Below are 18,909 nucleotides of genomic sequence, written 5' to 3'. Positions count from 1 at the left end.
CCGGCGACGGTAACGCAATTTCCTACCCGCGCCAGAGCTTGTCCGGGACGGTCAGACCCCGTCGTCGGGAATGTTCAGCACAAGCCCGCAGGCCTTGCAGTGCACCGCGTCCGGATCGTGCCGGCGCAGGCCGCAGCAGGGGCAGGGGTGGATCACCTTGTGCGGCCGCAGGATCGACTGGATCAGGCCGATGAACAGCGAAACCCCGCCCAGCATCACCGCCATCGAGAGCAGCTTGCCCCACACGCCCGGCAGGGTGACGTCGCCATAGCCCGTCGTCGTCAGGCTGGTGACAGTGAAATACAGCGCGTCGACATAGCCGGCGATACCGTCGTGACGGCCCGCGAAGCTCGTATAGACGAAGCCCGTGACCACGAAGACGAAGGTCGCCAGCGAACTGGCCGCCCGGGTGATGTCCTCGACCCGGGTGTCGTCATAACGTCGCCCGACCGTACGCCAGAAGAACTCGCTGTGGATCAGTGTCCACAGGCGCAGCACCCGCAGGAAGCCGAAGTTGAACAGCCAGGCCGGGAACAGCAGGGTGGCCAGCACGAACAGGTCCAGCCAGACGATCGGTTTCTTCAGCCAGGACTTGATGTCGCCATGCGCCACGGCCCGCGCGCCCAGGTCGGCGGCCAGGAACGCGGCGATCCCGTAGTCCAGCAGGTAGAAGGTCACCCCGTGCCGATGCATCAGCGGCGCGGCGATGAAGAAGGCGATCAAGGCCAAGTCGATCAGGATGATCGCATAGCGGAACCGCACCGCGACGGGCGAGGCGCCGTGATAGAGGGCCCGCAGGCGCGCCCGGATACGAAGATCCTCAGCCATTGTCGGACACCAGCCGCAGCGGCGGGCCCTCGACTGGCGCGGGCGGCGGGCCCCCGACCAGGGCCAGGGCCGTCTCGTAGGCGCCGCCGAAGTCGATGCGGGTCAGGTCGTCCAGCCGCCTGGCGACGGGCTGAGGATCCCAGGCCGCGTCGGGTCCGATGTCGCGCATCCAGACCACCCCGCCGTCCAGGCTGACCACCGCGCCGATATGGACCTGCGCCTCGCTGTAGGCCGTGATGACGGGGAACAGGTTGCCGGCGGTGGTCACGATGTCGTCGATGCTGTTCAGGGCCACGGCCGGCGTGTCGGGCTGGGTCTGACCCAGCTTTTCCAGCGCCGCCTCCACGAACTCGGGATAGGGCGCGGACTGCAGGTTCTTGATCTCGGCCAGGCTGTAGCAGCCGAAACCGTTGAAGCGCAGGTGGTCGCTGACCTCGCACAGCATCAGGAAGTCAGGCCCGATCCCGACCACATAGCCGCGCACCCAACCGTCCTCGAACCGGCGGTGGAAGCGCATCAGCCGGCGCTCCTGCAGGGCGCTGGTCAGCTGCGCGCGAATGTCCGTGGCCGTCATCTCTACTGCGTCGTCCCGCTGCGGTGCATTTCGCACTGCTTTCCACTATATAGCCGCGTCATGAGCCGCACCTTCCTGAAGATGAACGGGCTGGGCAACGACTTCGTCGTCATTCAGACCCTGGACCAGTCCTTTGAACCGACTCCCGAGGAGATCCGCGCGATCGCCAAACGTGGAGACGGCGGGATCGGCTGCGACCAGGTCATCGCCATCGATCCTCCCAAGGCGGAGGGTGCGTCGGCCTATGTGCGCTTCTGGAATTCCGACGGCGACGAGATCGGCGCCTGCGGCAACGGCACCCGCTGCGTCGCCTGGTTGCTGATGCAGTCGGCCGGCAAGGACAGCGTGGCGTTCGACACGAACGGCGGCCGTCTGTCCGGCGTCGCCGCCGGCGACAAGCTGGTCACCGTCGACATGGGCCAGCCGGGCCTGGACTGGACCCAGATCCCGCTGTCGGAAGAGATGAACACCGAGCGGGTCGAGCTGCAGGTCGGTCCGATCGACGCGCCGCTGGTCCACACGCCGGTCTGCGTCTCGATGGGCAATCCGCACGTCGTGTTCTTCGTCGACGCCCCGGTCAGCGACGCCTTCGCGACGGGCACGGGCTCGCTGGTCGAGCACCACCCGCTGTTCCCGGAGGGTGTCAATGTCGGCTTCGCGCACATCGCCAGCCGCGATCACATCCAGCTGAAGGTCTGGGAACGTGGCGCCGGCCTGACCGCCGCCTGCGGCACCGGCGCTTGCGCGGCCCAAGTGGCGGCTGTGCGTCGTGGCCTGACCGACCGCAAGGCGCGCGTCGAGTTCGAGAGCGGCTCGCTGCTCATCGAATGGCGTGAAAGCGACGGTCACGTGATCATGACCGGCCCGGTCAGCATGGACTTCGCCGGCAAGCTTCCGGTGGCCGCATGAGTCTCCACCCCGCCCTGGCCGCCGGCAACACGGCCGTCATCACCGGCGCCGCCGACGGCATCGGCCTGGCCGCCGCCAAGACGTTCCGTGAGCTCGGCCTCAACGTCGTCATGGCCGACATCACTGGCCGCAAGCTGAAGCAGGAAGCCGAGGCCATCGGCGCCCTGGCCGTCCCGACCGACGTCGCCGACCGCGCCGCCGTGGAAGCCCTGAAGGCCGCCGCGCTCGAGGCCTACGGCTCAGTCGACGTGCTGATGAACAACGCCGGCGTCGGCGGCGGCGGCGACGCCTTCGCCGGCGATGACGCCTGGAAGCGCATCCTCGACGTCAACCTGTGGGGCGTGATCAACGGCGTCCAGGTGTTCGGCGAGGACATGGCCACCTCGGGCCGTCCGGGCCTGATCATCAACACCGGCTCCAAGCAGGGCATCACCCAGCCGCCGGGCGACACGGCCTACAACGTCTCCAAGTCGGCGGTGAAGTCGCTGACCGAAGGCCTGGCCCACACCCTGCGCGAGACCGAAGACTGCCAGGTCAGCGCCCACCTGCTGATCCCCGGCTACACCTTCACCGGCATGACCAAGCGTGGCCCGGGCGACAAGCCCGCCGCCGCGTGGACCGGTGAGCAGGTCGTGCACTTCATGCTGGCCCGCATCGAGGCCGGCGACTTCTACATCCTGTGCCCCGACAACGACGTGCCGCGTTCGCTGGATGAAAAGCGCATGGCCTGGGCCCTGGGCGACATCATCGAGAACCGCCCGGCCCTGTCGCGCTGGCACAAGGACTGGAAGGACGCCTTCGCGGCGTTTGTCGGCAAGTGACCAGCTACACCGTCATCAAGGCGGCCCCGAAGCCCAAGCCGGAAGTGGGCGAGGAGGGCGGGCCAGCGACCACGATGTCGGGTCCGGACGGCGTCGACGTCGTCACCTTCGGCTGCCGCCTGAACGCCTATGAGAGCGAGGCCATCCGCGCCCGCGCCGCCGCCGACGGCCTGTCGGACGCGGTGGTGTTCAACACCTGCGCCGTGACCAACGAGGCCGTGCGCCAGGCCCGCCAGGCGATCCGCAAGGCCCGCCGCGAGCGTCCGGGCGCGCGGGTGATCGTCACCGGCTGCGCCGCCCAGATCGATCCCGCCGCCTTCGCCGCCATGCCCGAGGTCGACCTGGTGCTGGGCAATGCCGAGAAGGCCGCCCCCGGCGCGCTGATGGACACCTCCACCCGCGTGCGGGTCAACGACATCATGTCGATCAAGGAGACCGCCGGTCACCTGATCGATGGCCTGAAGGACCGCGCCCGGGCCTATGTCGAGGTCCAGAACGGCTGCGACCACCGCTGCACCTTCTGCATCATTCCCTATGGCCGCGGGAACTCGCGCTCGGCCCCGGCCGGCGAGGTCGTCGAGCAGGTCCGCAAGCTGGCCGCCGAGGGCTATCGCGAGGTCGTGCTGACCGGCGTCGACGTCACCTCGTGGGGCGCCGACCTGCCGGGGACTCCAACCCTGGGCCAGTTGGTTGGCCGGATCCTGCGCCTGGTTCCCGACTTGCCGCGCCTGCGCCTGTCTTCCATCGACGCGGCCGAGATCGATCCGGACCTCTTCAAGCTGCTCGAGACCGAGCCGCGCCTGATGCCGTACCTGCACCTGTCCCTGCAGGCCGGCGACAACATGATCCTCAAGCGCATGAAGCGTCGCCACAGCCGCGAGGACGCCTTGAAGCTGGTCTCCGAGGTGCGCCGCGTGCGTCCCGACACCGCCTTCGGCGCCGACCTGATCGCCGGCTTCCCGACCGAGACCGAAGAGGCCTTCGCCAACACGCTGGCCTTGGTCGAGGAGGCGGGTTTGGCCTTCCTGCACGTCTTCCCCTACAGCGCTCGCCCCGGCACCCCTGCCGCTCGGATGCCGCCGGTGAAGGGTCCGGTGATCAAGGACCGCGCCCGCCGCCTGCGCGAGGCCGGCCAGCGTGGCCTGGAGCGTCACCTTGAGCGCCAGGTCGGCCGCACCTTGCCGGGCCTGGTCGAACGCGACGGCGTCGCCCGCGCCGACGACTTCACCGAAATCCGCTTCGAGGGCGAGGCCCCGCTGGGCGAGATCGTCGCTTTCACGGTGACGGGTCACGACGGCTCGCATGTGATCGCGGAGCGGGCCGCCTGATCCGGGCGGCCTGGGCTCTTCTGGCTCTGGCCTTGCTGGCGGCGACGCCAGCGCGGGGGGACGCCTCGAAGCCGGTGACGCTTAGCGTCATGACCTACAATGTCGAGGGCCTGCCCTGGCCGGTCCGCAGCAAGCGCGGCTCGGCCCTGAAGGCGATCGGTCACGAACTGGCCGCCATGCGGGCCAAGGGCGAGGAGCCCGACGTCGTCCTGATCCAGGAAGGCTTCCGCGACGAGGTCTGGGACCTGATCGACGAGAGCGGCTACCCCTACGTGGCGCGGGGTCCGCGCAAGGGCCAGCGCGACCCCAACTACTTCCAGAAGGGCGAACGCCCCGACTTCCGGCGCGTGAAATACCGTCGCAAGGGCGAGGGCCTGGGCAAGTGGGGCTCATCCGGCCTGTGGGTGCTGAGCAACCATCCGATCGAGTGGGTGAAGTCGCACGCCTATCGCTACTGCGCGGGCCTGGACTGCCTGGCCAACAAGGGTGTGATGCTGACCGCGATCAGCGTGCCGGGCCTGCCGACGCCCGTCGAGATCGCTGATACGCACCTCAATTCCAAGGGCGCCTCGGGCGTGCCGCGCAAGCGGGCGACGGCGGCGCACCACCTGCAGGCCGATGAGCTGAAGCGCTTCATGCAGGCCGACCGCACGCCCGGCGCGCCGCTGATCGTCGGCGGCGACTTCAACGTCATGCACTCGCCCGAGCGTTTCGACCACGTGATGAGCGACTATCCGTTCGAGGTGGTCAGCCGCTGGTGCCACGAACGGCCGGGCGCCTGCGAGACCCAGATCTCGTACGACGGCGACGCCCCGTGGCTGGACACCCAGGACCTGATCGGCTTCCTCAATGGCGACGCCGTCGAGGTCACCCCGATCGCGGTCGAGGCCACCTTCGACGGCGCTGGCGAACCCGTGCTGTCGGACCACGACGGCTACAAGGTGACCTTCAAGCTCACCCCGAAGGAGCAGTGATCATGGCGTTGAGCGGCGGCTGCCAGTGCGGCGCGGTGCGGTTCCGGGCGGACGGCGAGGTCGGCCGTGCCTCGATCTGCTGGTGCCGCATGTGCCAGAAAGCGTTCGGCGGCCCGTTCGGGGCGCTGGTGACGGTGGACGTCGCGGACCTGACCTGGACGCGGGGCGAGCGGTCGGTGTTCCAGAGCTCGGACGCGGTAAAGCGCGGGTTCTGCGCGGCGTGCGGCACGCCGCTGACCTACGAATACAGCGACGAGAAGATCGACCTGGCGGTGTTCGCGTTTGATGACCCGTCGGCGGTGGAGCCGGTGGTCCAGCTGGCGATCGAGAACCGTCCGGTGTGGATGGAGCACCTGGCCGACATGCCGGTGCGGCCGCCGATGGGTGGGTCGATCGTGGCGGTAGTGTCGAGGCAGCACCCGGATCACGACACGCCCCCCACCTGATCGCTTCGCGATCGTCCGCCCCCAAAGGCGGGCGGAAGGTTGGCGCTGACCTTCTTCCCCTCCGGGGGAGGAGCGCGTCAGCGCGGAGGGGGCGAGTGATCGCTCTCGTCGCCACCGGCGAACCCCGGCAATGACCACCCGAACTTGATCGCACACGCCCGCAGCCCGAACGCCGCCACGAACCCCGCGATCCCCGCCGGCCAGAACGGCGCGCCCAGCAGCTGCAGCACCGCGAACACCCCCGCCCCCAGCAGCGCGGCGGTGATGTAGATCTCCCGCCGCAGCAGCAGGTTCGGCTCCTCGGCCAGCACGTCGCGGATCACGCCGCCGAAGGCGGTGGTGAGCACGCCCATGACCACGGCGCTGAACGGGTGGACGCCCAGGCTCAGCGCCTTGGCGGTGCCGACGACGGCGTAGGCGGCCATGCCCAGCGCATCCAGCCACAGCAGGGCCCGGAACCGCCAGCCGCGCTTGCCCAGCAGCCAGACCACCGTGGCGGCGGCTAGGCAGGCGAGGATGTAGCCAGGCCGCTGCACCCAGAAGACTGGCGCGCCGATCAGCAGGTCGCGCAGGGTGCCGCCGCCCACGCCGGTGATCGCGGCGAAGAATCCGAAGGTGATGATGTCGTGTTTGCGCCGAGCCGCCGCGAGGGCGCCGGTTGCCCCGAAAACGGCCGCGGCGGCGTAGTCGAGCCAGAAAAGCGCGGTCCCGAGGGGGTCTAGGTGCACGTCCATGCCCCCTCATGCCACGGCCATGCCGGGTCCGTGAACCATGTGGCGGTAATATCCGATTTACACTTTCGCCCGTTCGACTAAAGGGGCGCTGATGAGCGATAAGCCCGAGCAGAAAAAAGGCTGGTTCCAGCGCCTGACGTCAGGCCTGACCCGGTCTTCCCAGCAGATGACCGAGCAGGTCACGGGGGTCTTCACCAAGAAGCCCCTGGACCAGGAACAGCTGGACGCGCTGGAAGAGATGCTGATCGAGGCCGACCTCGGCCCGCAGATCGCCGCCCGCATCACCGAAGCCTTCGGCAAGGCGCGTTTCGGCAAGTCGTCGACCGACGACGAGGTCAAGGAAGCCCTGGCCGAGCTGATCGCCGCGGAATTGTCCGATCGCCAGGGCGACTTCGACCCGCTGTCGGGCCCGCGCCCCTATGTCGTGCTGTTCATCGGCGTCAACGGTTCTGGCAAGACCACCACCCTGGGCAAGATCGCCGCCGACCTGACCGAGAAGGGCGCCCGCGTCCTGATCGCCGCCGGCGACACCTTCCGCGCCGCCGCCGTCGAGCAGCTGAAGGTCTGGGCCGACCGGGCCGGGGCCGACTTCATGTCCAAGCCCACCGGTTCGGACGCCGCCGCCCTGGCCTATGAGGCCGTCGAGCGCGCCAAGGCCGAGCACTATGACGTGGTGCTGATCGACACCGCCGGCCGCCTGCAGAACAAGCAAGGCCTGATGGACGAGCTGCTCAAGGTCATCCGTGTCGTGAAGAAGGTCGATCCGGACTATCCGCACGAGACCCTGCTGGTGCTGGACGCCACGGTCGGCCGCAACGCCCTGGCCCAGGAGAAGATCTTCGGCAACCAGGTCGGCGTGTCCGGGATTGTCATGACCAAGCTGGACGGCACCGCGCGCGGCGGGGTGCTGGTGCCGGTGGCCCGCGCCTCCGACAGCCCGATTAAGCTGATCGGCGTGGGCGAAGGGGTCGAGGACCTGCAACCATTCGACGCTCGCGCGTTCTCGCGCTCCCTCGTCGGCCTGAAGGACTGATCCGTGAGCGAAGCGCCGGCGACTCCTGCGAAGAACAAGAACGGCTGGGTTCGGACTGTCGTCGACTACGGCGCGGCCCTGGCGTTCGGCGCGGCCTATTTCATCACCAAGGACTTCCAGAAGGCGACCTGGGTGCTGGTGGCCGCCTCGGCCGCGGCCCTGGCCATCGGCTTCGCGGTCGAGCGCCGCCTGGCGCTGCTGCCGCTGTTCTTCGGCGGCATGGCCCTGATTTTCGGGACCCTGGGGCTGATCTTCCACTCCGACGTCTTCGTGAAGATCAAGGTGACGGTGATCAACCTGGCCTTGGCCGCCTTCCTGTTCGGTGGGGTGATCGCCAAGCGCCAGCCACTGAAGCTGATCATGGGCGAGGCCCTGCACCTGCCCGACGCGGCCTGGCGGACCCTGACCCTGCGCTATGGCGGCTATTTCGGCGTCGTGGCCCTGCTGAACGAGATCGTCCGCAATACCCAGGACACCGACACCTGGGTGAAGTTCCGCATCGGCCTGCTGCCGCTGGCCCTGGTGTTCGTCGCGACCCAGGTGCCCTTCATGATGAAGCACATGGCCAAGGGCGACGAGCCGACGGCCGTTGAGCCGCCTGACGCCGGTTTCTAGAGCCGCCGGCTTCTAGGTTTCCGCCGTCCACGGACCGTTGTCGTCAAATCGACGTGTTAGGATGCTAGCGTTCGTCCGTCGGCCGAAAGAGGCCGTGCGCAACGGGGACGCGAGCATGGCCAAGAGCAAGGGCGACAAGACGGTCGGGGGTCTCCTGGAGCGCTCGCCCAGCCACCTGCTTCACCGGGTCCTGCAACTGGCGCTCGACATCTATGCCGAGGAGTGCGGCGAGGCCGGGGTCACCCAGCGCCAGTTCGCCGTGCTGGCCGCCGTGGCCGAGAACGAGGGCGTCACCCAGACGGCCCTGGTCCGCGCCACCGGCATCGACCGCTCGACCCTGGCCGACATGGTCGCCCGCATGATCACCAAGGGACACCTGGAGCGCCAACGCTCCAGCGAGGACGCCCGCGCCAACAGCGTCCGCCTGACCGAGGCCGGCCGCGAAGCGCTGGAGAGCATCCGCCCGATGGTCGGCATGGCCGACGCCCGTATCCTGGCCCTGCTGAAGCCCGGCAAACGCGAGGGTTTCCTCGACCTGCTGTCGGACATGGCCGGCGCTGAGCTGCACCCGGCCGAGTCGGAGCCCAAGGCCAAGAAGCTGAAGGCGCCGAAGGCCGAGAAGCCGAAAAAGGAAAAGAAGCCCAAGAAGGACAAGGCCGCGAAGAAGGCGGCCTAACGGGCTTTTCTAGACCACGATATTCAGCAGCGAGCCCGGACGCAGCGTGCGCTGCGGCTGGGTTTCCGGCTGCACGAACGGCTTGGCCGGCGCGGGGCGCTGCTGGGGCTGGGCCATGGTCTGCATCTGAACCGTCGAGGGCGCGGCGGCCGGACGGGTCGGGGCGGCATCGCCAAGAGCCTGCTGGAAGAACGCCGCACGCGTCTGCGCCGCCGGACCCGTAGCGGGGGCGGAAGCGGGTTTCGACGGGGCGGTCGGCCAACCGGCGGGACGTACGGTGCTCATGACGCGGACTGTAACATGGTTAACGGAAGTTCGGCGAGTATGGTCAACGCCGCGTTAACGCGATAGCTCCGCGACCTGTGAGCGCACCCCCGTGCGATAAGCGCCGCCTGGAGGCCTCGTGAACCGGCAGAAGATAATCTTCCTGATCGTCCTGGCCGCGGTCGGGCTGTTCATCGCCTCGATGGTCGGCTCGATGATGCCCAACAAGCAGGCCCTGCCGAACGGCTACCAGATCACGGTGGGCAGCAAGGGCGAGACCTGGGTGCGATCGCCGGAACACCAGGTGCTGGTGACGGACGTGACCTCGGTCTGGACGTCCGTCGATCGGATGCTGGTCGAGCGCCACACGACCGACGAGAAGCCGCCCTTCAAGCTGCTCGACTGCGACTACCAGGTCGCAGAAGGGAAGGGCGCCCTCCAAGCGATCTCGAAGGCCGATGCGCTGGCGATGCTGGCCGGCATGACGCGCGAGACGGCGGGGCCCAAGACCTGCGTCCCGGTGAAGGGCTAGCGGGCTTTCTTCAGCAGGTCCTCGGCCGCGTCGGGCGTCAGGGGACCGGTGTGCTTGGCGATGATCACGCCGTCCGAGCCGACCAGATAGGTCTCCGGCACGCCGGTGACGCCGAACTCCAGCCCCGCGCGGCCGTCGCGGTCGACCAGGCGCTTGGCGAAGGGGTCGCCCAGCCGGCCCAGGAAGGCCTGGGTGTTGGCCGGAGCGTCCTTGTAGGCGATGCCGACCACCTTCACGCCCTGGGCCTTCAGCGCCATCAGCTGCGGGTGCTCGATTTCGCAGGGCGCGCACCACGAGGCGAAGAAGTTCACCAGGATCGGGCCGTCGGTCGGCTGGCGGATCGGGGCCGCGCGGCCGCTGGTCAGCTCGGGCAGCAACGGGGCGGGCATGGCCTTGCCGACCAGGGCGTGCGGCTGGACGTGCGGATCGCGCTTGAGGGCATAGCCCGCGAACAGGGCCGCCAGGGCGACCAGCACCAGCAGCGGCGTGAAGGCCAGCCAGCGCTTCACGGCCTGGTCTCGTCCAGCTCGGCCTGCAGGCGTTCGGCTTGCTGCTTCCAGCGGCGCGCGCCGGCCACGCTGTCGGCGATCAGCCAGGCGAAGGCGACGGCCGAGATGGCGAAGGCCGGCCACAGATAGGCGGCGTACTTGCCGGCGTCGAAGTCGAAGCTCATCGCGCGCCCTCGGCCAGCTTCATCGACAGGCTGCGGGCCTTGCGCCGCCAGACCAGGGCGCGGATGCGCACCAGCCACAGCGCCCCGAACCCGCCCAGATAGGCCAGGCCCATCAGCAGGGCCGGCCAGGCGTAGACCGCCGGCAGGCCGTCGCCGCGCTTGGCCATGAAGGTCGAGGAGCCCTGATGCAGGGTGTTCCACCAGTCGACCGAGAACTTGACGATCGGCAGGTTGATCAGGCCGACCAGGGCGAGGATCGCGGCGGCGCGCGCGGCCTTCTGCTCGTCCTCCAGCGACCCGCGCAGAGCCATGTAGCCGAGATAGAACAGCAGCAGCACCAGCACCGAGGTCAGGCGCGCGTCCCACACCCACCAGGTTCCCCACATCGGCTTGCCCCATAGCGAGCCGGTGATCAGGGCCAGCGCCGTATAGACCGCGCCGATCGGGGCGCAGGCCTGGGCGGCGAGGTCGGCCAGGGCTTGGCGGAAGACCAGCGCCAGGAAGCTAGCGATCCCCAGGCAGACATAGATGAAGATCGACAGCGACGCGGCCGGGATATGGATGAACATCATCCGCACCGTGTCGCCCTGCTGATAGTCTTCGGGGACCAGGAAGGTCAAAGCGAGGCCTGCGACGGCGGCGACCGCCGACAGCCCGCCCAATAGCGGCGCGGCCCATCGCGAGAAGGCCATGAACCGCTCGGGATTGGTCAGGAAATCGAACGTGTGGCGGGCGTCCATGATCACGCTCTAGAGCGGCGCGTCGACGCGGGCAATGGCCGTATGTCTACGGAAGCAGGAGAAGACGCGACGTGTGCAGGCACGCCGCGCCTTCACGCTCGATCGGGGTCAGCCGACCTTGCGTTGGATAATGACCTTGCGGTCGCCGCTCTTGAACACCGCCGGACCACGGGTGTCGAAGCGGTGGACGTGGAAGCCGCCTTCATCCCGGCCGTCCATGCCCAGCACGTCGAAGGTCTTCTGCTGGCTGGGGGTCAGGGCTAGGTAGAAGGCGCGCGTGGCTTCGGCGCGGGCCTTCATGGCGTCGGCGGCCTTGGTCATGCGGTCCAGGCGCTCCAGCGTGGTCGGCGGGGCGTCCTTTAGGTCGGCGCTGGCCGCGTCTTTCTTGATCATCGTGATCTTGGGCGAAGTGGCCTCGACATAGGCCTTCAGCGCGCGGTCCTGGTCGGGACGCAGCTGCAGGACGTCGCGCAGGCGCTGGGCGCGCTTTTCCGGATCGGGGGCGCGGAAGTGATGATCACTCATCATGGCCATGTCCGGACCCATGGCCATCAGCATGTCCAGCGGCGGGGCAGGCGGAGCGGGGGGCGCCGGCGGGGCGGGCGGAGGCGGCGGCGCGGGGATCTGGGCCGAGGCCGCGCCGGCGGCGAGCACGGAGACGGCGACGCCCGCGAGCGCCAGGCGAACAAACGAATTACGCATGGTTGTGAGCTCCCTGTCGTGTTGATGGCGGAGAGCTTGGCCATCGGGATATGGCGCGAAAATGTCGAGATTCATGAACAATGTTACAGGATTGGCGGGCGGCGGAGACGAAGCTCTTCTTGCGCTCAAGCTGATGGACGCTATGTCAGCTGCCACATCCGGGACACGTCATCCTCTAGACAGCGCGCAGGGCCGCCCTTGCGTCGCGTCCCTGCCTGCTGCGGAGCGTCCATGAAGTCCCTCGCCTTTGTCGCCCTGGCCGTCGCCGGGATCTCGTGGGGCCTGGGCTTTCCGACGGGCAAGCTGATCCTGACTCAAATGGATGCGGCGCACATGGTGCTGCTGCGGTTCATGGTGGCGGCCCTGGCCGCCGCGCCGTTCGCCTTGCGCTCGGCCGAGGTCCGCGCCCTGTTCAAGTCGCCCGTCGTGCTGCTGGCCGGCGTCCTCTATGGCGTGGCCTTCATGGTCCAGTTCGAGGGCCTGGCGCATGTGTCGGTGACGGTGGCGGCGCTGCTGGTCGGCGCCATGCCGGCCCTGATCGCGGTCAGCGCCAAGCTGCTGGGCGAGAAGGTCTCACGCATGTCGTGGGCGGGCGTGGCCGGAGCGACCCTGGGCGCGGCCCTGATCGCCGGCAAGCCCGACGGGGCCAGCTCGCCGTGGGGCGTGGCTCTGTCGATCGGGGCGCTGTTCCTGTTCCTGGCCTGGCTGCTGACCTTGCGCCGCGCGCCGAAGGCCCCGAACGCCATGGCCATTCCGGCGGTGTCGATCATCATCGCCGCCGCGACGGTGCTGCCCATCGCCTTCTTCATGCACGGCCCGCCGAAGCTGGATCTGACCGCCCCCGTCTGGGCCGCGATCCTGGCCCAGGGCGTGCTGGCGACCTTGCTGGCCACCGCCGCCTGGCAGTACGGCGCCGCCCGCGTCGGGGCGGCCAGCGCCGGGGTGTTCATCAATATCGAGCCGCTGATCGGCGCGGCCTGCGGCGTGCTGCTGTTCGGCGATCACCTGACCGCGGCCTTGTTCGCCGGCGGCGCGCTGATCATCGGCGGCAGCCTGCTGGTGGTGCTGGGAGAGAAGAAGGCGGCGCTGGGCGACGTGCAGGCGACGGTCGCGCCGAGCGCTTAGTCCAGCGCGTTTCGGCACGCCGCGCCCATGGCCAGCGGCGACAGCGCCACGGCGCCAGCGCAATAGGCCAGCAGCAGCAGCAGCCCGCTCGTCCACGGCAGTCCGGCCGAATAGCCGTCCAGCGCTCCGGCTCCGAAGATCACCGGCGGCGCGAACAGCGGCAGGACGATCACGGCCACCAGCAGGCCGCCCCGCTTGGATCCCAGCGCCAGCGCGGCGCCCAGGCCGCCCAGGAAGGCGAAGGCCAGGCCACCGGCCAGGGCGCACAGCACCAAGAGCGGCATGACTTTCACATCCGCGCCCAGCATCAGGGCCGCGACCGGGGCGGCCAGGGCCAGGGGCGCGCCGGTGGCCAGCCACTGGGCCAGGCACTTGGCGACGGCGACGGCTTCCAGCGGCGCGGGACCGAGCGCCAGCAGGTCGAGGGTCCCGTCCTCGTAGTCACGCTCGAATAGGCGCTCGAGGGAGAGCAGCGCCGCCACGGCTAAGGCCAGCCAGGCGATGCCCGGCGCGATGGCGGCCAGGCGCTCTGGCGCGCGGCCCGAGGCCATGGGCAGCAGCACCACGACGCAGGCGTAGAAGGTCAGGGCCAGCAGCGGTCCGCCGCCCCGGCCCCAGGCCAGGGCCAGTTCCCGCCGCAGAAGGACGCCGAACGCCTTCATGCGCCGACCTCCACCTGACGCGCCGGGATCGGCAGCGGATCATGCACCGAGGCCAGGATCATGCCGCCGCCGGCCAGGTGTTCGGCCATCACCGTACCGAACGCCGCGCGCTGGGCCGCGTCCAGCGGGGCCATCGGCTCGTCCAGCAGCCACAGCGAGCGGGGACTGGCCGCCAGCCGCGCCAGGGCCACGCGCCGACGCTGACCGGCCGACAGGCGGCGGACCTCCAGGTCCAGCAGGCGGTTAAGGTCGAAACGCTTGGCCGCCGCGCGGGCGCTGTCCTCGGTCCCGCCGGTCCACAGCGTCTGGAAGCGAAGCTCCTCCCAGGCCGTTCGGCTGGACTTCAGCCCATCCTGGTGGCCCAGCAGATGCAGGTGTTCGGACCGCGCCGTGTCGGCCTCGATCGGTCCCGTGTTGCTCTCGAAACCGATGGAGCCCTCGGCCGGCCGCAACAGGCCGGCGACAGCGCGCAGAAGGCTGGTTTTGCCGGCGCCGTTTCGCCCCACCAGCACCGCCGCTTCGCCGGCGCTAAGCGTCAGATTCAGGTCGGAAAACAGCCTTCGCTCGCCGCGCGAAATCGCCAGATCCTTAATGAGAACAACTCTCAACATGCCAAGACCCCGCGCGCGACATGGACGTTGGGCGGAGGTGGCGCTAAGAAGCGGCCGGTCGCCCCCCTCCAGTCGTTCAGGGTGGTACGCGGCGCGGAGGCGGAACCTGTGCGTCCCTTCCGATTAGCGCGTGATCCCGGGAGAGGTTTTCGGGCGGCCGTGGACAGAGAAGGATCCTTAGAATGGCGTCTGTAGACAGCCTGAAAGCCCGCCGGGAAATCAAGGTCGGCAACAAGTCTTACGTCTATTACAGCCTTCGCGCCGCCGAGGAAGCCGGTCTTGCCGGAACGTCGTCGCTGCCGGTGTCGATGAAGGTGCTGCTGGAAAACCTGCTGCGCAACGAAGACGGCGTCTCGGTCAACGAGGCCGACCTGAAGGCCGTGGCCGCGTGGCTGGAAAACAAGGGCTCGGTCGAGCACGAGATCAGCTTCCGCCCGGCGCGCGTGCTGATGCAGGACTTCACGGGCGTTCCCGCCGTCGTCGACCTGGCCGCGATGCGCGACGCCATGGTCGCCCTGGGCGCCAACCCGGCCAAGATCAACCCGCTGAACCCGGTCGACCTGGTCATCGACCACTCGGTCATGGTCGACAACTTCGGTAACCCGAAGGCCTATGACGACAACGTCAAGCGCGAGTACGAGCGCAACATCGAGCGCTACCGCTTCCTGCGTTGGGGTTCGTCGGCGTTCAACAACTTCCGCGTTGTCCCGCCCGGCACCGGCATCTGCCACCAGGTGAACCTGGAATACCTGGCCCAAACCGTCTGGACCAACGAAGTCGACGGCGCCGAAGTCGCCTATCCCGACACCGTCGTCGGCACCGACAGCCACACCACCATGGTCAACGGCCTGGCCGTCCTGGGCTGGGGCGTGGGCGGCATCGAGGCTGAAGCGGCCATGCTGGGCCAGCCGATCCCGATGCTGATCCCGGAAGTCATCGGCTTCAAGCTGACCGGCGCCATGCCGGAAGGCGCGACGGCCACCGACCTCGTGCTGACTGTCACCCAGATGCTGCGCAAGAAGGGCGTGGTCGGCAAGTTCGTCGAATTCTACGGCGACGCCCTGGCCAACCTGACCCTGGAAGACCAGGCGACGATCGCCAACATGGCTCCGGAATACGGCGCCACCTGCGGCTTCTTCCCGATCTCGGCCTCGACCGTGGCCTATCTGAAGGGCACCGGCCGTACGCCGGAACGCGTCGCCCTGGTGGAAGCCTACGCCAAGGAGCAGGGCCTGTGGTGGGAGCCGGGCACGCCCGAGCCGACCTTCACCGATAACCTGGAGCTGGACCTGTCGTCGGTGCTGCCGTCGCTGGCTGGCCCCAAGCGCCCGCAAGACCGCGTCCTGCTGTCGGACGCCTCGCACAAGTTCATGGAATCGCTGACGGGCGAGTTCGGCAAGTCGGAAGACCCGAACCTGCGCGCGCCGGTGGAAGGCGAGAACTTCGACGTCGGCCACGGCGACGTGGTCATCGCCGCCATCACCTCGTGCACCAACACGTCCAACCCCTCGGTTCTGATCGCCGCCGGCCTGCTGGCCAAGAACGCGGTCGCCAAGGGCCTGAAGACCAAGCCGTGGGTGAAGACCTCGCTGGCCCCCGGCTCGCAGGTGGTCACCGACTACCTGGCCAAGGCCGGCCTGACCAAGCACCTGGACGCCCTGGGCTTCAACCTGGTCGGCTACGGCTGCACCACCTGCATCGGCAACTCGGGCCCGCTGCCGGAAGCCATCAGCAAGACCATCAACGACGCCGACCTCGTCGCGTGCTCGGTCCTGTCGGGCAACCGCAACTTCGAAGGCCGCGTGAACCCGGACGTGCGCGCCAACTACCTGGCCTCGCCGCCGCTGGTGGTGGCCTACGCCCTGGCCGGCTCGCTGAAGATCGACCTGGCCACCCAGCCGCTCGGCCAGGACAAGAAGGGCAACGACGTCTTCCTGAAGGACATCTGGCCTTCGAACGAAGACATCGCCGCCCTGCAGCGCAAGGCCATCAACGAGAAGATGTTCGCCACCCGTTACGGCGACGTCTTCAAGGGCGACAAGAACTGGCAGGGCATCAAGGTGACCGGCGGCCAGACCTACGCCTGGGAAGGTGACTCGACCTACGTCCAGAACCCGCCGTACTTCCCCAACATCTCGATGACCCCCGCTCCGGTCACCGACATCGTGGAAGCCCGCGTCCTGGCCGTGTTCGGCGACTCGATCACCACCGACCACATCAGCCCGGCCGGTTCGATCAAGACCTCCAGCCCGGCTGGTCAGTACCTGGTCGAGCAAGGCGTCGAGCCGGTGGACTTCAACGGCTACGGCGCGCGTCGCGGCAACCACCAGGTTATGATGCGTGGCACGTTCGCCAACATCCGCATCCGCAACAAGATCACGCCGGACATCGAAGGCGGCGTGACCAAGCACTTCCCGACCGGCGAAGTGATGTCGATCTACGACGCGGCCATGAAGTACCAGGCCGAAGGCCGTCCGGCGGTCGTGTTCGGCGGCAAGGAATACGGCACCGGCTCGTCGCGTGACTGGGCCGCCAAGGGCACCAAGCTCCTGGGCGTCCGCGCGGTGATCTGCGAAAGCTTCGAGCGCATCCACCGCTCGAACCTGGTCGGCATGGGCGTGCTGCCGCTGCAGTTCGTCCAGGACGGCTGGCAGAAGCTGGAGCTGACCGGCGAGGAGATCGTCTCGATCCGTGGCCTCACCGACCTGGCCCCGCGCAAGCAGCTGATCGTCGAGCTCTATCGCCCGACCGATGGCCGCATCGCCCGCTTCCCGGTCCGTTGCCGCATCGATACGCCGACCGAGCTCGAGTACTTCAAGAACGGCGGCGTCCTGAACTACGTGCTGCGCAACCTGGCCAAGTCGGCCAGCTAAGCTGCGGGTTCAGACCTGAAAAAGGCGGCCGGCTCCCTCGGGGGCCGGCCGTTTTTCGTTGGGGAAGGCCCTGACAACGTTTTCTCCCCATGGACCGACGCTATTCACGGCCTCGTGAACGGCTATCCGGGACGTTCTTGGCTTAAGTGACCCGCAATGCGTAAGGCCGTCCTCCCTCTGCTCGCCCTGGCCCTGTCCGGCGTTCTTGTTCCCGCCGCGTGGGCCCTGCCAGCCGGGGGCAAGCCGCCGGTGGTGGTCGAGCTATTCACGGCCCAGGGCTGCTCGTCCTGTGGCAAGGCCAACCAGGTCGCCGCCGACCTGGCCAAGGACGACGGCGTCCTGACCCTAACCTATTCGGTCGACTACTGGGACTATCTTGGCTGGAAGGACACCTTCGCCAAGCCGGTCTTCGCCGACCGCCAGCGGGCCTACGCCAAGAAGTTCGCCCTGCGCGACGTGCCCACGCCCCAGGTGGTGGTCAGCGGCCGCGTCCAGGCCTCGGGCGCCAAGGCCGAGGCCGTGCACGACTTGGTCAAGACCGCCAAGCGCACGCCGGTCAACGCGCCGGACATGCAGTTCATCGGCAAGACCCGCGTGGCCGTCGGCTCGGGCCCCGCACCGCGCGGCGGCGGCGAGGTCTGGCTGGTCCGCTACGATCCGCGCGAGCAGGACATCGCCGTCAAGCGCGGCGACAACAAGGGCCAGACCCTGGTCCACCGCAACGTGGTGCGCGACCTGGTCAAGCTGGGCCCTTGGGCCGGCAAGCCCAAGCTCTACCGCCTGCCGACCGCCATCGGCGCCGACCCAGACCTGGAGACGGTGATCCTGGTGCAGGGCGCCAAGGGCGGCCGCATCCTGGGCGTGCTGGAAACCACCAAGACCGAGCGCTAGCGCCTTTCAGGCAAAGAAAAACCCGCGTGGCCGGAGGGGACGGGCCACGCGGGTTCCTTTTGCATGCCGACGAGAAGCGTCTCGTGACCGGGCGGGCTGGGGGGCTGGACAGGAACCCGGTCCGCTCTTCGTCGACACATCCCTTATCGCGGCCGCATCGGGCGACGGATCGACCAAACCAAGGTCGTTTCTGGGCGGAGCGTGGCCGGTATGCGGCGGGCTGCCCTGAAACGACAGACAGCAAAAAGCCCGCGCGGTAGGGGGATCCGCGCGGGCTCATTGGGGGAGGGGATATAGAGTTTGTCGGCTGACCGGCCCGCGATCTGGGGGGCTGGGGGGGCTGTTCAGGATCCGAGACCGTGGGATGTCCGATCAGCCGACGATGTTGTTATCGCCCCGCAAACAGGCGGGCGATGGACCGAAATAAGGTCATATCGCGGCGCACCGTGACCATGCTGTGTCATTTTTTCCCGGCGTGACCGTCGCGACACGGATCGTTTCCGAGCCGGCTGGCTGTTCCAATCTTCTGATTTGGGCTTAGATTCACGGGATGGCCCTGGATTCCCATCCCACCGCGCCGGTCGGCGGCACCAATGGCAGCATCGTCTTCTTCGAGCGACGCGAGCTGGACCAGCTGATGCGCCTGTATGGCCGGATGGTCGCGGCGGGCGAATGGCGCGACTACGGGATCGCGGGGCTTTCGGATCGGGCGGTGTTCTCGATCTTCCGCCACGCCGCCGAAGCGCCGCTCTATCGTGTGGAGAAGCATCCGGCCCTGGCCCGCAAGCAGGGCGCCTGGGCGGTGTTCGGCCAAGGCGGCCAGATCCTCAAGCGCGGCCACGAGCTGGGGCAGGTGCTGAAGGTGTTCGAGAAGGGCAAGTTCTCGGTCGTCGACTGA

Annotated in this window: 23 protein-coding genes; 13 read left to right on the top strand and 10 right to left on the bottom strand. The window is 68.4% G+C overall.

Features of this window, described 5'->3' with window-relative positions:
• Positions 1-51 precede the first annotated feature (51 nt).
• Together AC1RR5_RS00970 and AC1RR5_RS00965 are read right to left on the bottom strand one after the other, a co-directional pair.
• Positions 52-828 (bottom strand): potassium channel family protein, encoded by a 777-nt coding sequence (locus tag AC1RR5_RS00970; RefSeq protein ID WP_492919235.1) that lies wholly within the window; start codon positions 826-828, stop codon positions 52-54.
• Complete coding sequence (locus tag AC1RR5_RS00965) at positions 821-1,402, bottom strand: hypothetical protein (RefSeq protein WP_492919234.1); 582 nt, start codon at positions 1,400-1,402, stop codon at positions 821-823. Before AC1RR5_RS00965 ends, AC1RR5_RS00970 begins: the two co-directional genes overlap by 8 nt.
• A 60-nt stretch (positions 1,403-1,462) precedes the next feature.
• Between AC1RR5_RS00965 and dapF the strand changes: the two genes are divergently transcribed.
• From dapF to AC1RR5_RS00940, 5 genes are all read left to right on the top strand, one after another.
• Positions 1,463-2,311, top strand: a complete 849-nt coding sequence (gene dapF / locus AC1RR5_RS00960; protein ID WP_492919233.1) for a diaminopimelate epimerase — start codon at positions 1,463-1,465, stop codon at positions 2,309-2,311.
• Positions 2,308-3,132: an SDR family NAD(P)-dependent oxidoreductase gene (locus tag AC1RR5_RS00955; protein ID WP_492919232.1), complete on the top strand. Its 825-nt coding sequence runs from the start codon at positions 2,308-2,310 to the stop codon at positions 3,130-3,132. The genes dapF and AC1RR5_RS00955 overlap by 4 nt, the downstream gene beginning before the upstream one ends.
• Positions 3,129-4,460 (top strand): tRNA (N(6)-L-threonylcarbamoyladenosine(37)-C(2))-methylthiotransferase MtaB, encoded by a 1,332-nt coding sequence (gene mtaB, locus AC1RR5_RS00950; protein ID WP_492919231.1) that lies wholly within the window; start codon positions 3,129-3,131, stop codon positions 4,458-4,460. Before AC1RR5_RS00955 ends, mtaB begins: the two co-directional genes overlap by 4 nt.
• 74 nt (positions 4,461-4,534) lie before the next feature.
• On the top strand, positions 4,535-5,434 hold the full coding sequence (locus tag AC1RR5_RS00945) for an endonuclease/exonuclease/phosphatase family protein (RefSeq protein WP_492919230.1): 900 nt from the start codon (positions 4,535-4,537) through the stop codon (positions 5,432-5,434).
• Between the two features lie 2 nt (positions 5,435-5,436).
• Complete coding sequence (locus AC1RR5_RS00940; protein ID WP_492919229.1) at positions 5,437-5,880, top strand: GFA family protein; 444 nt, start codon at positions 5,437-5,439, stop codon at positions 5,878-5,880.
• Positions 5,881-5,957: 77 nt separating this feature from the next.
• Here AC1RR5_RS00940 and AC1RR5_RS00935 read toward each other — a convergent pair whose 3' ends face one another.
• Positions 5,958-6,614 carry a trimeric intracellular cation channel family protein gene (locus tag AC1RR5_RS00935; protein ID WP_492919228.1) on the bottom strand — a complete coding sequence of 219 codons (657 nt, stop codon included), beginning with the start codon at positions 6,612-6,614 and terminating at the stop codon, positions 5,958-5,960.
• A gap of 91 nt (positions 6,615-6,705) precedes the next feature.
• On the opposite strand from AC1RR5_RS00935, the gene ftsY reads away from it, so the two are divergent.
• The 3 genes from ftsY to AC1RR5_RS00920 all read left to right on the top strand — a co-directional run bounded on the left by ftsY (position 6,706) and on the right by AC1RR5_RS00920 (position 8,938).
• The gene (ftsY, locus tag AC1RR5_RS00930) at positions 6,706-7,647 is read left to right on the top strand and encodes a signal recognition particle-docking protein FtsY (protein ID WP_492919227.1); all 942 of its coding nucleotides are present in this window, start codon (positions 6,706-6,708) and stop codon (positions 7,645-7,647) included.
• Between the two features lie 3 nt (positions 7,648-7,650).
• Positions 7,651-8,262: an inner membrane-spanning protein YciB gene (locus AC1RR5_RS00925; protein ID WP_492919226.1), complete on the top strand. Its 612-nt coding sequence runs from the start codon at positions 7,651-7,653 to the stop codon at positions 8,260-8,262.
• A 115-nt stretch (positions 8,263-8,377) separates the two neighbouring features.
• Complete coding sequence (locus tag AC1RR5_RS00920; RefSeq protein ID WP_492919225.1) at positions 8,378-8,938, top strand: MarR family winged helix-turn-helix transcriptional regulator; 561 nt, start codon at positions 8,378-8,380, stop codon at positions 8,936-8,938.
• Positions 8,939-8,947: 9 nt separating this feature from the next.
• On the opposite strand, the gene AC1RR5_RS00915 is transcribed toward AC1RR5_RS00920, so the two are convergent.
• The gene (locus AC1RR5_RS00915; RefSeq protein ID WP_492919224.1) at positions 8,948-9,223 is read right to left on the bottom strand and encodes a hypothetical protein; all 276 of its coding nucleotides are present in this window, start codon (positions 9,221-9,223) and stop codon (positions 8,948-8,950) included.
• 118 nt (positions 9,224-9,341) lie between these two features.
• Here AC1RR5_RS00915 and AC1RR5_RS00910 point away from each other — a divergent pair, with 118 nt between their 5' ends.
• Positions 9,342-9,734 (top strand): hypothetical protein, encoded by a 393-nt coding sequence (locus AC1RR5_RS00910; RefSeq protein WP_492919223.1) that lies wholly within the window; start codon positions 9,342-9,344, stop codon positions 9,732-9,734.
• Here AC1RR5_RS00910 and AC1RR5_RS00905 read toward each other — a convergent pair.
• The 4 genes from AC1RR5_RS00905 to AC1RR5_RS00890 all read right to left on the bottom strand — a co-directional run bounded on the left by AC1RR5_RS00905 (position 9,731) and on the right by AC1RR5_RS00890 (position 11,849).
• The gene (locus tag AC1RR5_RS00905) at positions 9,731-10,243 is read right to left on the bottom strand and encodes a DsbE family thiol:disulfide interchange protein (protein WP_492919222.1); all 513 of its coding nucleotides are present in this window, start codon (positions 10,241-10,243) and stop codon (positions 9,731-9,733) included. The genes AC1RR5_RS00910 and AC1RR5_RS00905 overlap by 4 nt on opposite strands.
• Positions 10,240-10,407 carry a heme exporter protein CcmD gene (gene ccmD / locus AC1RR5_RS00900; protein ID WP_492919221.1) on the bottom strand — a complete coding sequence of 56 codons (168 nt, stop codon included), beginning with the start codon at positions 10,405-10,407 and terminating at the stop codon, positions 10,240-10,242. The genes AC1RR5_RS00905 and ccmD overlap by 4 nt, the downstream gene beginning before the upstream one ends.
• Complete coding sequence (gene ccmC, locus AC1RR5_RS00895; RefSeq protein WP_492919220.1) at positions 10,404-11,147, bottom strand: heme ABC transporter permease CcmC; 744 nt, start codon at positions 11,145-11,147, stop codon at positions 10,404-10,406. The genes ccmD and ccmC overlap by 4 nt, the downstream gene beginning before the upstream one ends.
• A gap of 108 nt (positions 11,148-11,255) precedes the next feature.
• Positions 11,256-11,849: a Spy/CpxP family protein refolding chaperone gene (locus tag AC1RR5_RS00890; protein ID WP_492919219.1), complete on the bottom strand. Its 594-nt coding sequence runs from the start codon at positions 11,847-11,849 to the stop codon at positions 11,256-11,258.
• Positions 11,850-12,080: 231 nt separating this feature from the next.
• On the opposite strand from AC1RR5_RS00890, the gene AC1RR5_RS00885 reads away from it, so the two are divergent.
• Positions 12,081-12,974, top strand: coding sequence for a DMT family transporter (locus AC1RR5_RS00885; RefSeq protein ID WP_492919218.1), 894 nt, complete (start codon positions 12,081-12,083; stop codon positions 12,972-12,974).
• On the opposite strand, the gene ccmB is transcribed toward AC1RR5_RS00885, so the two are convergent.
• Positions 12,971-13,636 carry a heme exporter protein CcmB gene (gene ccmB / locus AC1RR5_RS00880; protein ID WP_492919217.1) on the bottom strand — a complete coding sequence of 222 codons (666 nt, stop codon included), beginning with the start codon at positions 13,634-13,636 and terminating at the stop codon, positions 12,971-12,973. The two genes, AC1RR5_RS00885 and ccmB, sit on opposite strands and share 4 nt — an antisense overlap.
• Complete coding sequence (gene ccmA / locus AC1RR5_RS00875) at positions 13,633-14,247, bottom strand: heme ABC exporter ATP-binding protein CcmA (protein ID WP_492919216.1); 615 nt, start codon at positions 14,245-14,247, stop codon at positions 13,633-13,635. The genes ccmB and ccmA overlap by 4 nt, the downstream gene beginning before the upstream one ends.
• A gap of 182 nt (positions 14,248-14,429) precedes the next feature.
• Between ccmA and acnA the strand changes: the two genes are divergently transcribed.
• From acnA to AC1RR5_RS00860, 3 genes are all read left to right on the top strand, one after another.
• Complete coding sequence (gene acnA, locus AC1RR5_RS00870; RefSeq protein WP_492919215.1) at positions 14,430-17,120, top strand: aconitate hydratase AcnA; 2,691 nt, start codon at positions 14,430-14,432, stop codon at positions 17,118-17,120.
• 156 nt (positions 17,121-17,276) lie between these two features.
• Entirely contained in the window at positions 17,277-18,011 is a 735-nt protein-coding gene (locus AC1RR5_RS00865; RefSeq protein ID WP_492919214.1) for a DUF1223 domain-containing protein, read from the top strand.
• A gap of 550 nt (positions 18,012-18,561) precedes the next feature.
• Complete coding sequence (locus AC1RR5_RS00860; RefSeq protein ID WP_492919213.1) at positions 18,562-18,909, top strand: DUF2794 domain-containing protein; 348 nt, start codon at positions 18,562-18,564, stop codon at positions 18,907-18,909.

It is taken from the genome of Caulobacter sp. GW821-FHT11E11 (assembly GCF_058808315.1).
The sequence above is the reverse complement of the archived record's forward strand: the minus strand, read 5'-3'. Positions and strand labels throughout refer to the sequence as shown.

What these genes read in the sequence shown, in the direction of transcription:
- AC1RR5_RS00865 (WP_492919214.1), top strand. Translation starts at nt 17,277, where the DNA reads ATGCGTAAGGCCGTCCTCCCTCTGCTCGCCCTGGCCCTGTCCGGCGTT.
- AC1RR5_RS00885 (WP_492919218.1), top strand. Translation starts at nt 12,081, where the DNA reads ATGAAGTCCCTCGCCTTTGTCGCCCTGGCCGTCGCCGGGATCTCGTGG.
- ccmD (WP_492919221.1), bottom strand. Translation starts at nt 10,407, where the DNA reads ATGAGCTTCGACTTCGACGCCGGCAAGTACGCCGCCTATCTGTGGCCG.
- ccmC (WP_492919220.1), bottom strand. Translation starts at nt 11,147, where the DNA reads ATGGACGCCCGCCACACGTTCGATTTCCTGACCAATCCCGAGCGGTTC.
- AC1RR5_RS00935 (WP_492919228.1), bottom strand. Translation starts at nt 6,614, where the DNA reads ATGGACGTGCACCTAGACCCCCTCGGGACCGCGCTTTTCTGGCTCGAC.
- AC1RR5_RS00970 (WP_492919235.1), bottom strand. Translation starts at nt 828, where the DNA reads ATGGCTGAGGATCTTCGTATCCGGGCGCGCCTGCGGGCCCTCTATCAC.
- AC1RR5_RS00915 (WP_492919224.1), bottom strand. Translation starts at nt 9,223, where the DNA reads ATGAGCACCGTACGTCCCGCCGGTTGGCCGACCGCCCCGTCGAAACCC.
- acnA (WP_492919215.1), top strand. Translation starts at nt 14,430, where the DNA reads ATGGCGTCTGTAGACAGCCTGAAAGCCCGCCGGGAAATCAAGGTCGGC.
- AC1RR5_RS00940 (WP_492919229.1), top strand. Translation starts at nt 5,437, where the DNA reads ATGGCGTTGAGCGGCGGCTGCCAGTGCGGCGCGGTGCGGTTCCGGGCG.
- dapF (WP_492919233.1), top strand. Translation starts at nt 1,463, where the DNA reads ATGAGCCGCACCTTCCTGAAGATGAACGGGCTGGGCAACGACTTCGTC.
- AC1RR5_RS00860 (WP_492919213.1), top strand. Translation starts at nt 18,562, where the DNA reads ATGGCCCTGGATTCCCATCCCACCGCGCCGGTCGGCGGCACCAATGGC.
- AC1RR5_RS00965 (WP_492919234.1), bottom strand. Translation starts at nt 1,402, where the DNA reads ATGACGGCCACGGACATTCGCGCGCAGCTGACCAGCGCCCTGCAGGAG.
- AC1RR5_RS00920 (WP_492919225.1), top strand. Translation starts at nt 8,378, where the DNA reads ATGGCCAAGAGCAAGGGCGACAAGACGGTCGGGGGTCTCCTGGAGCGC.
- AC1RR5_RS00955 (WP_492919232.1), top strand. Translation starts at nt 2,308, where the DNA reads ATGAGTCTCCACCCCGCCCTGGCCGCCGGCAACACGGCCGTCATCACC.
- ccmA (WP_492919216.1), bottom strand. Translation starts at nt 14,247, where the DNA reads ATGTTGAGAGTTGTTCTCATTAAGGATCTGGCGATTTCGCGCGGCGAG.
- ccmB (WP_492919217.1), bottom strand. Translation starts at nt 13,636, where the DNA reads ATGAAGGCGTTCGGCGTCCTTCTGCGGCGGGAACTGGCCCTGGCCTGG.
- AC1RR5_RS00890 (WP_492919219.1), bottom strand. Translation starts at nt 11,849, where the DNA reads ATGCGTAATTCGTTTGTTCGCCTGGCGCTCGCGGGCGTCGCCGTCTCC.
- ftsY (WP_492919227.1), top strand. Translation starts at nt 6,706, where the DNA reads ATGAGCGATAAGCCCGAGCAGAAAAAAGGCTGGTTCCAGCGCCTGACG.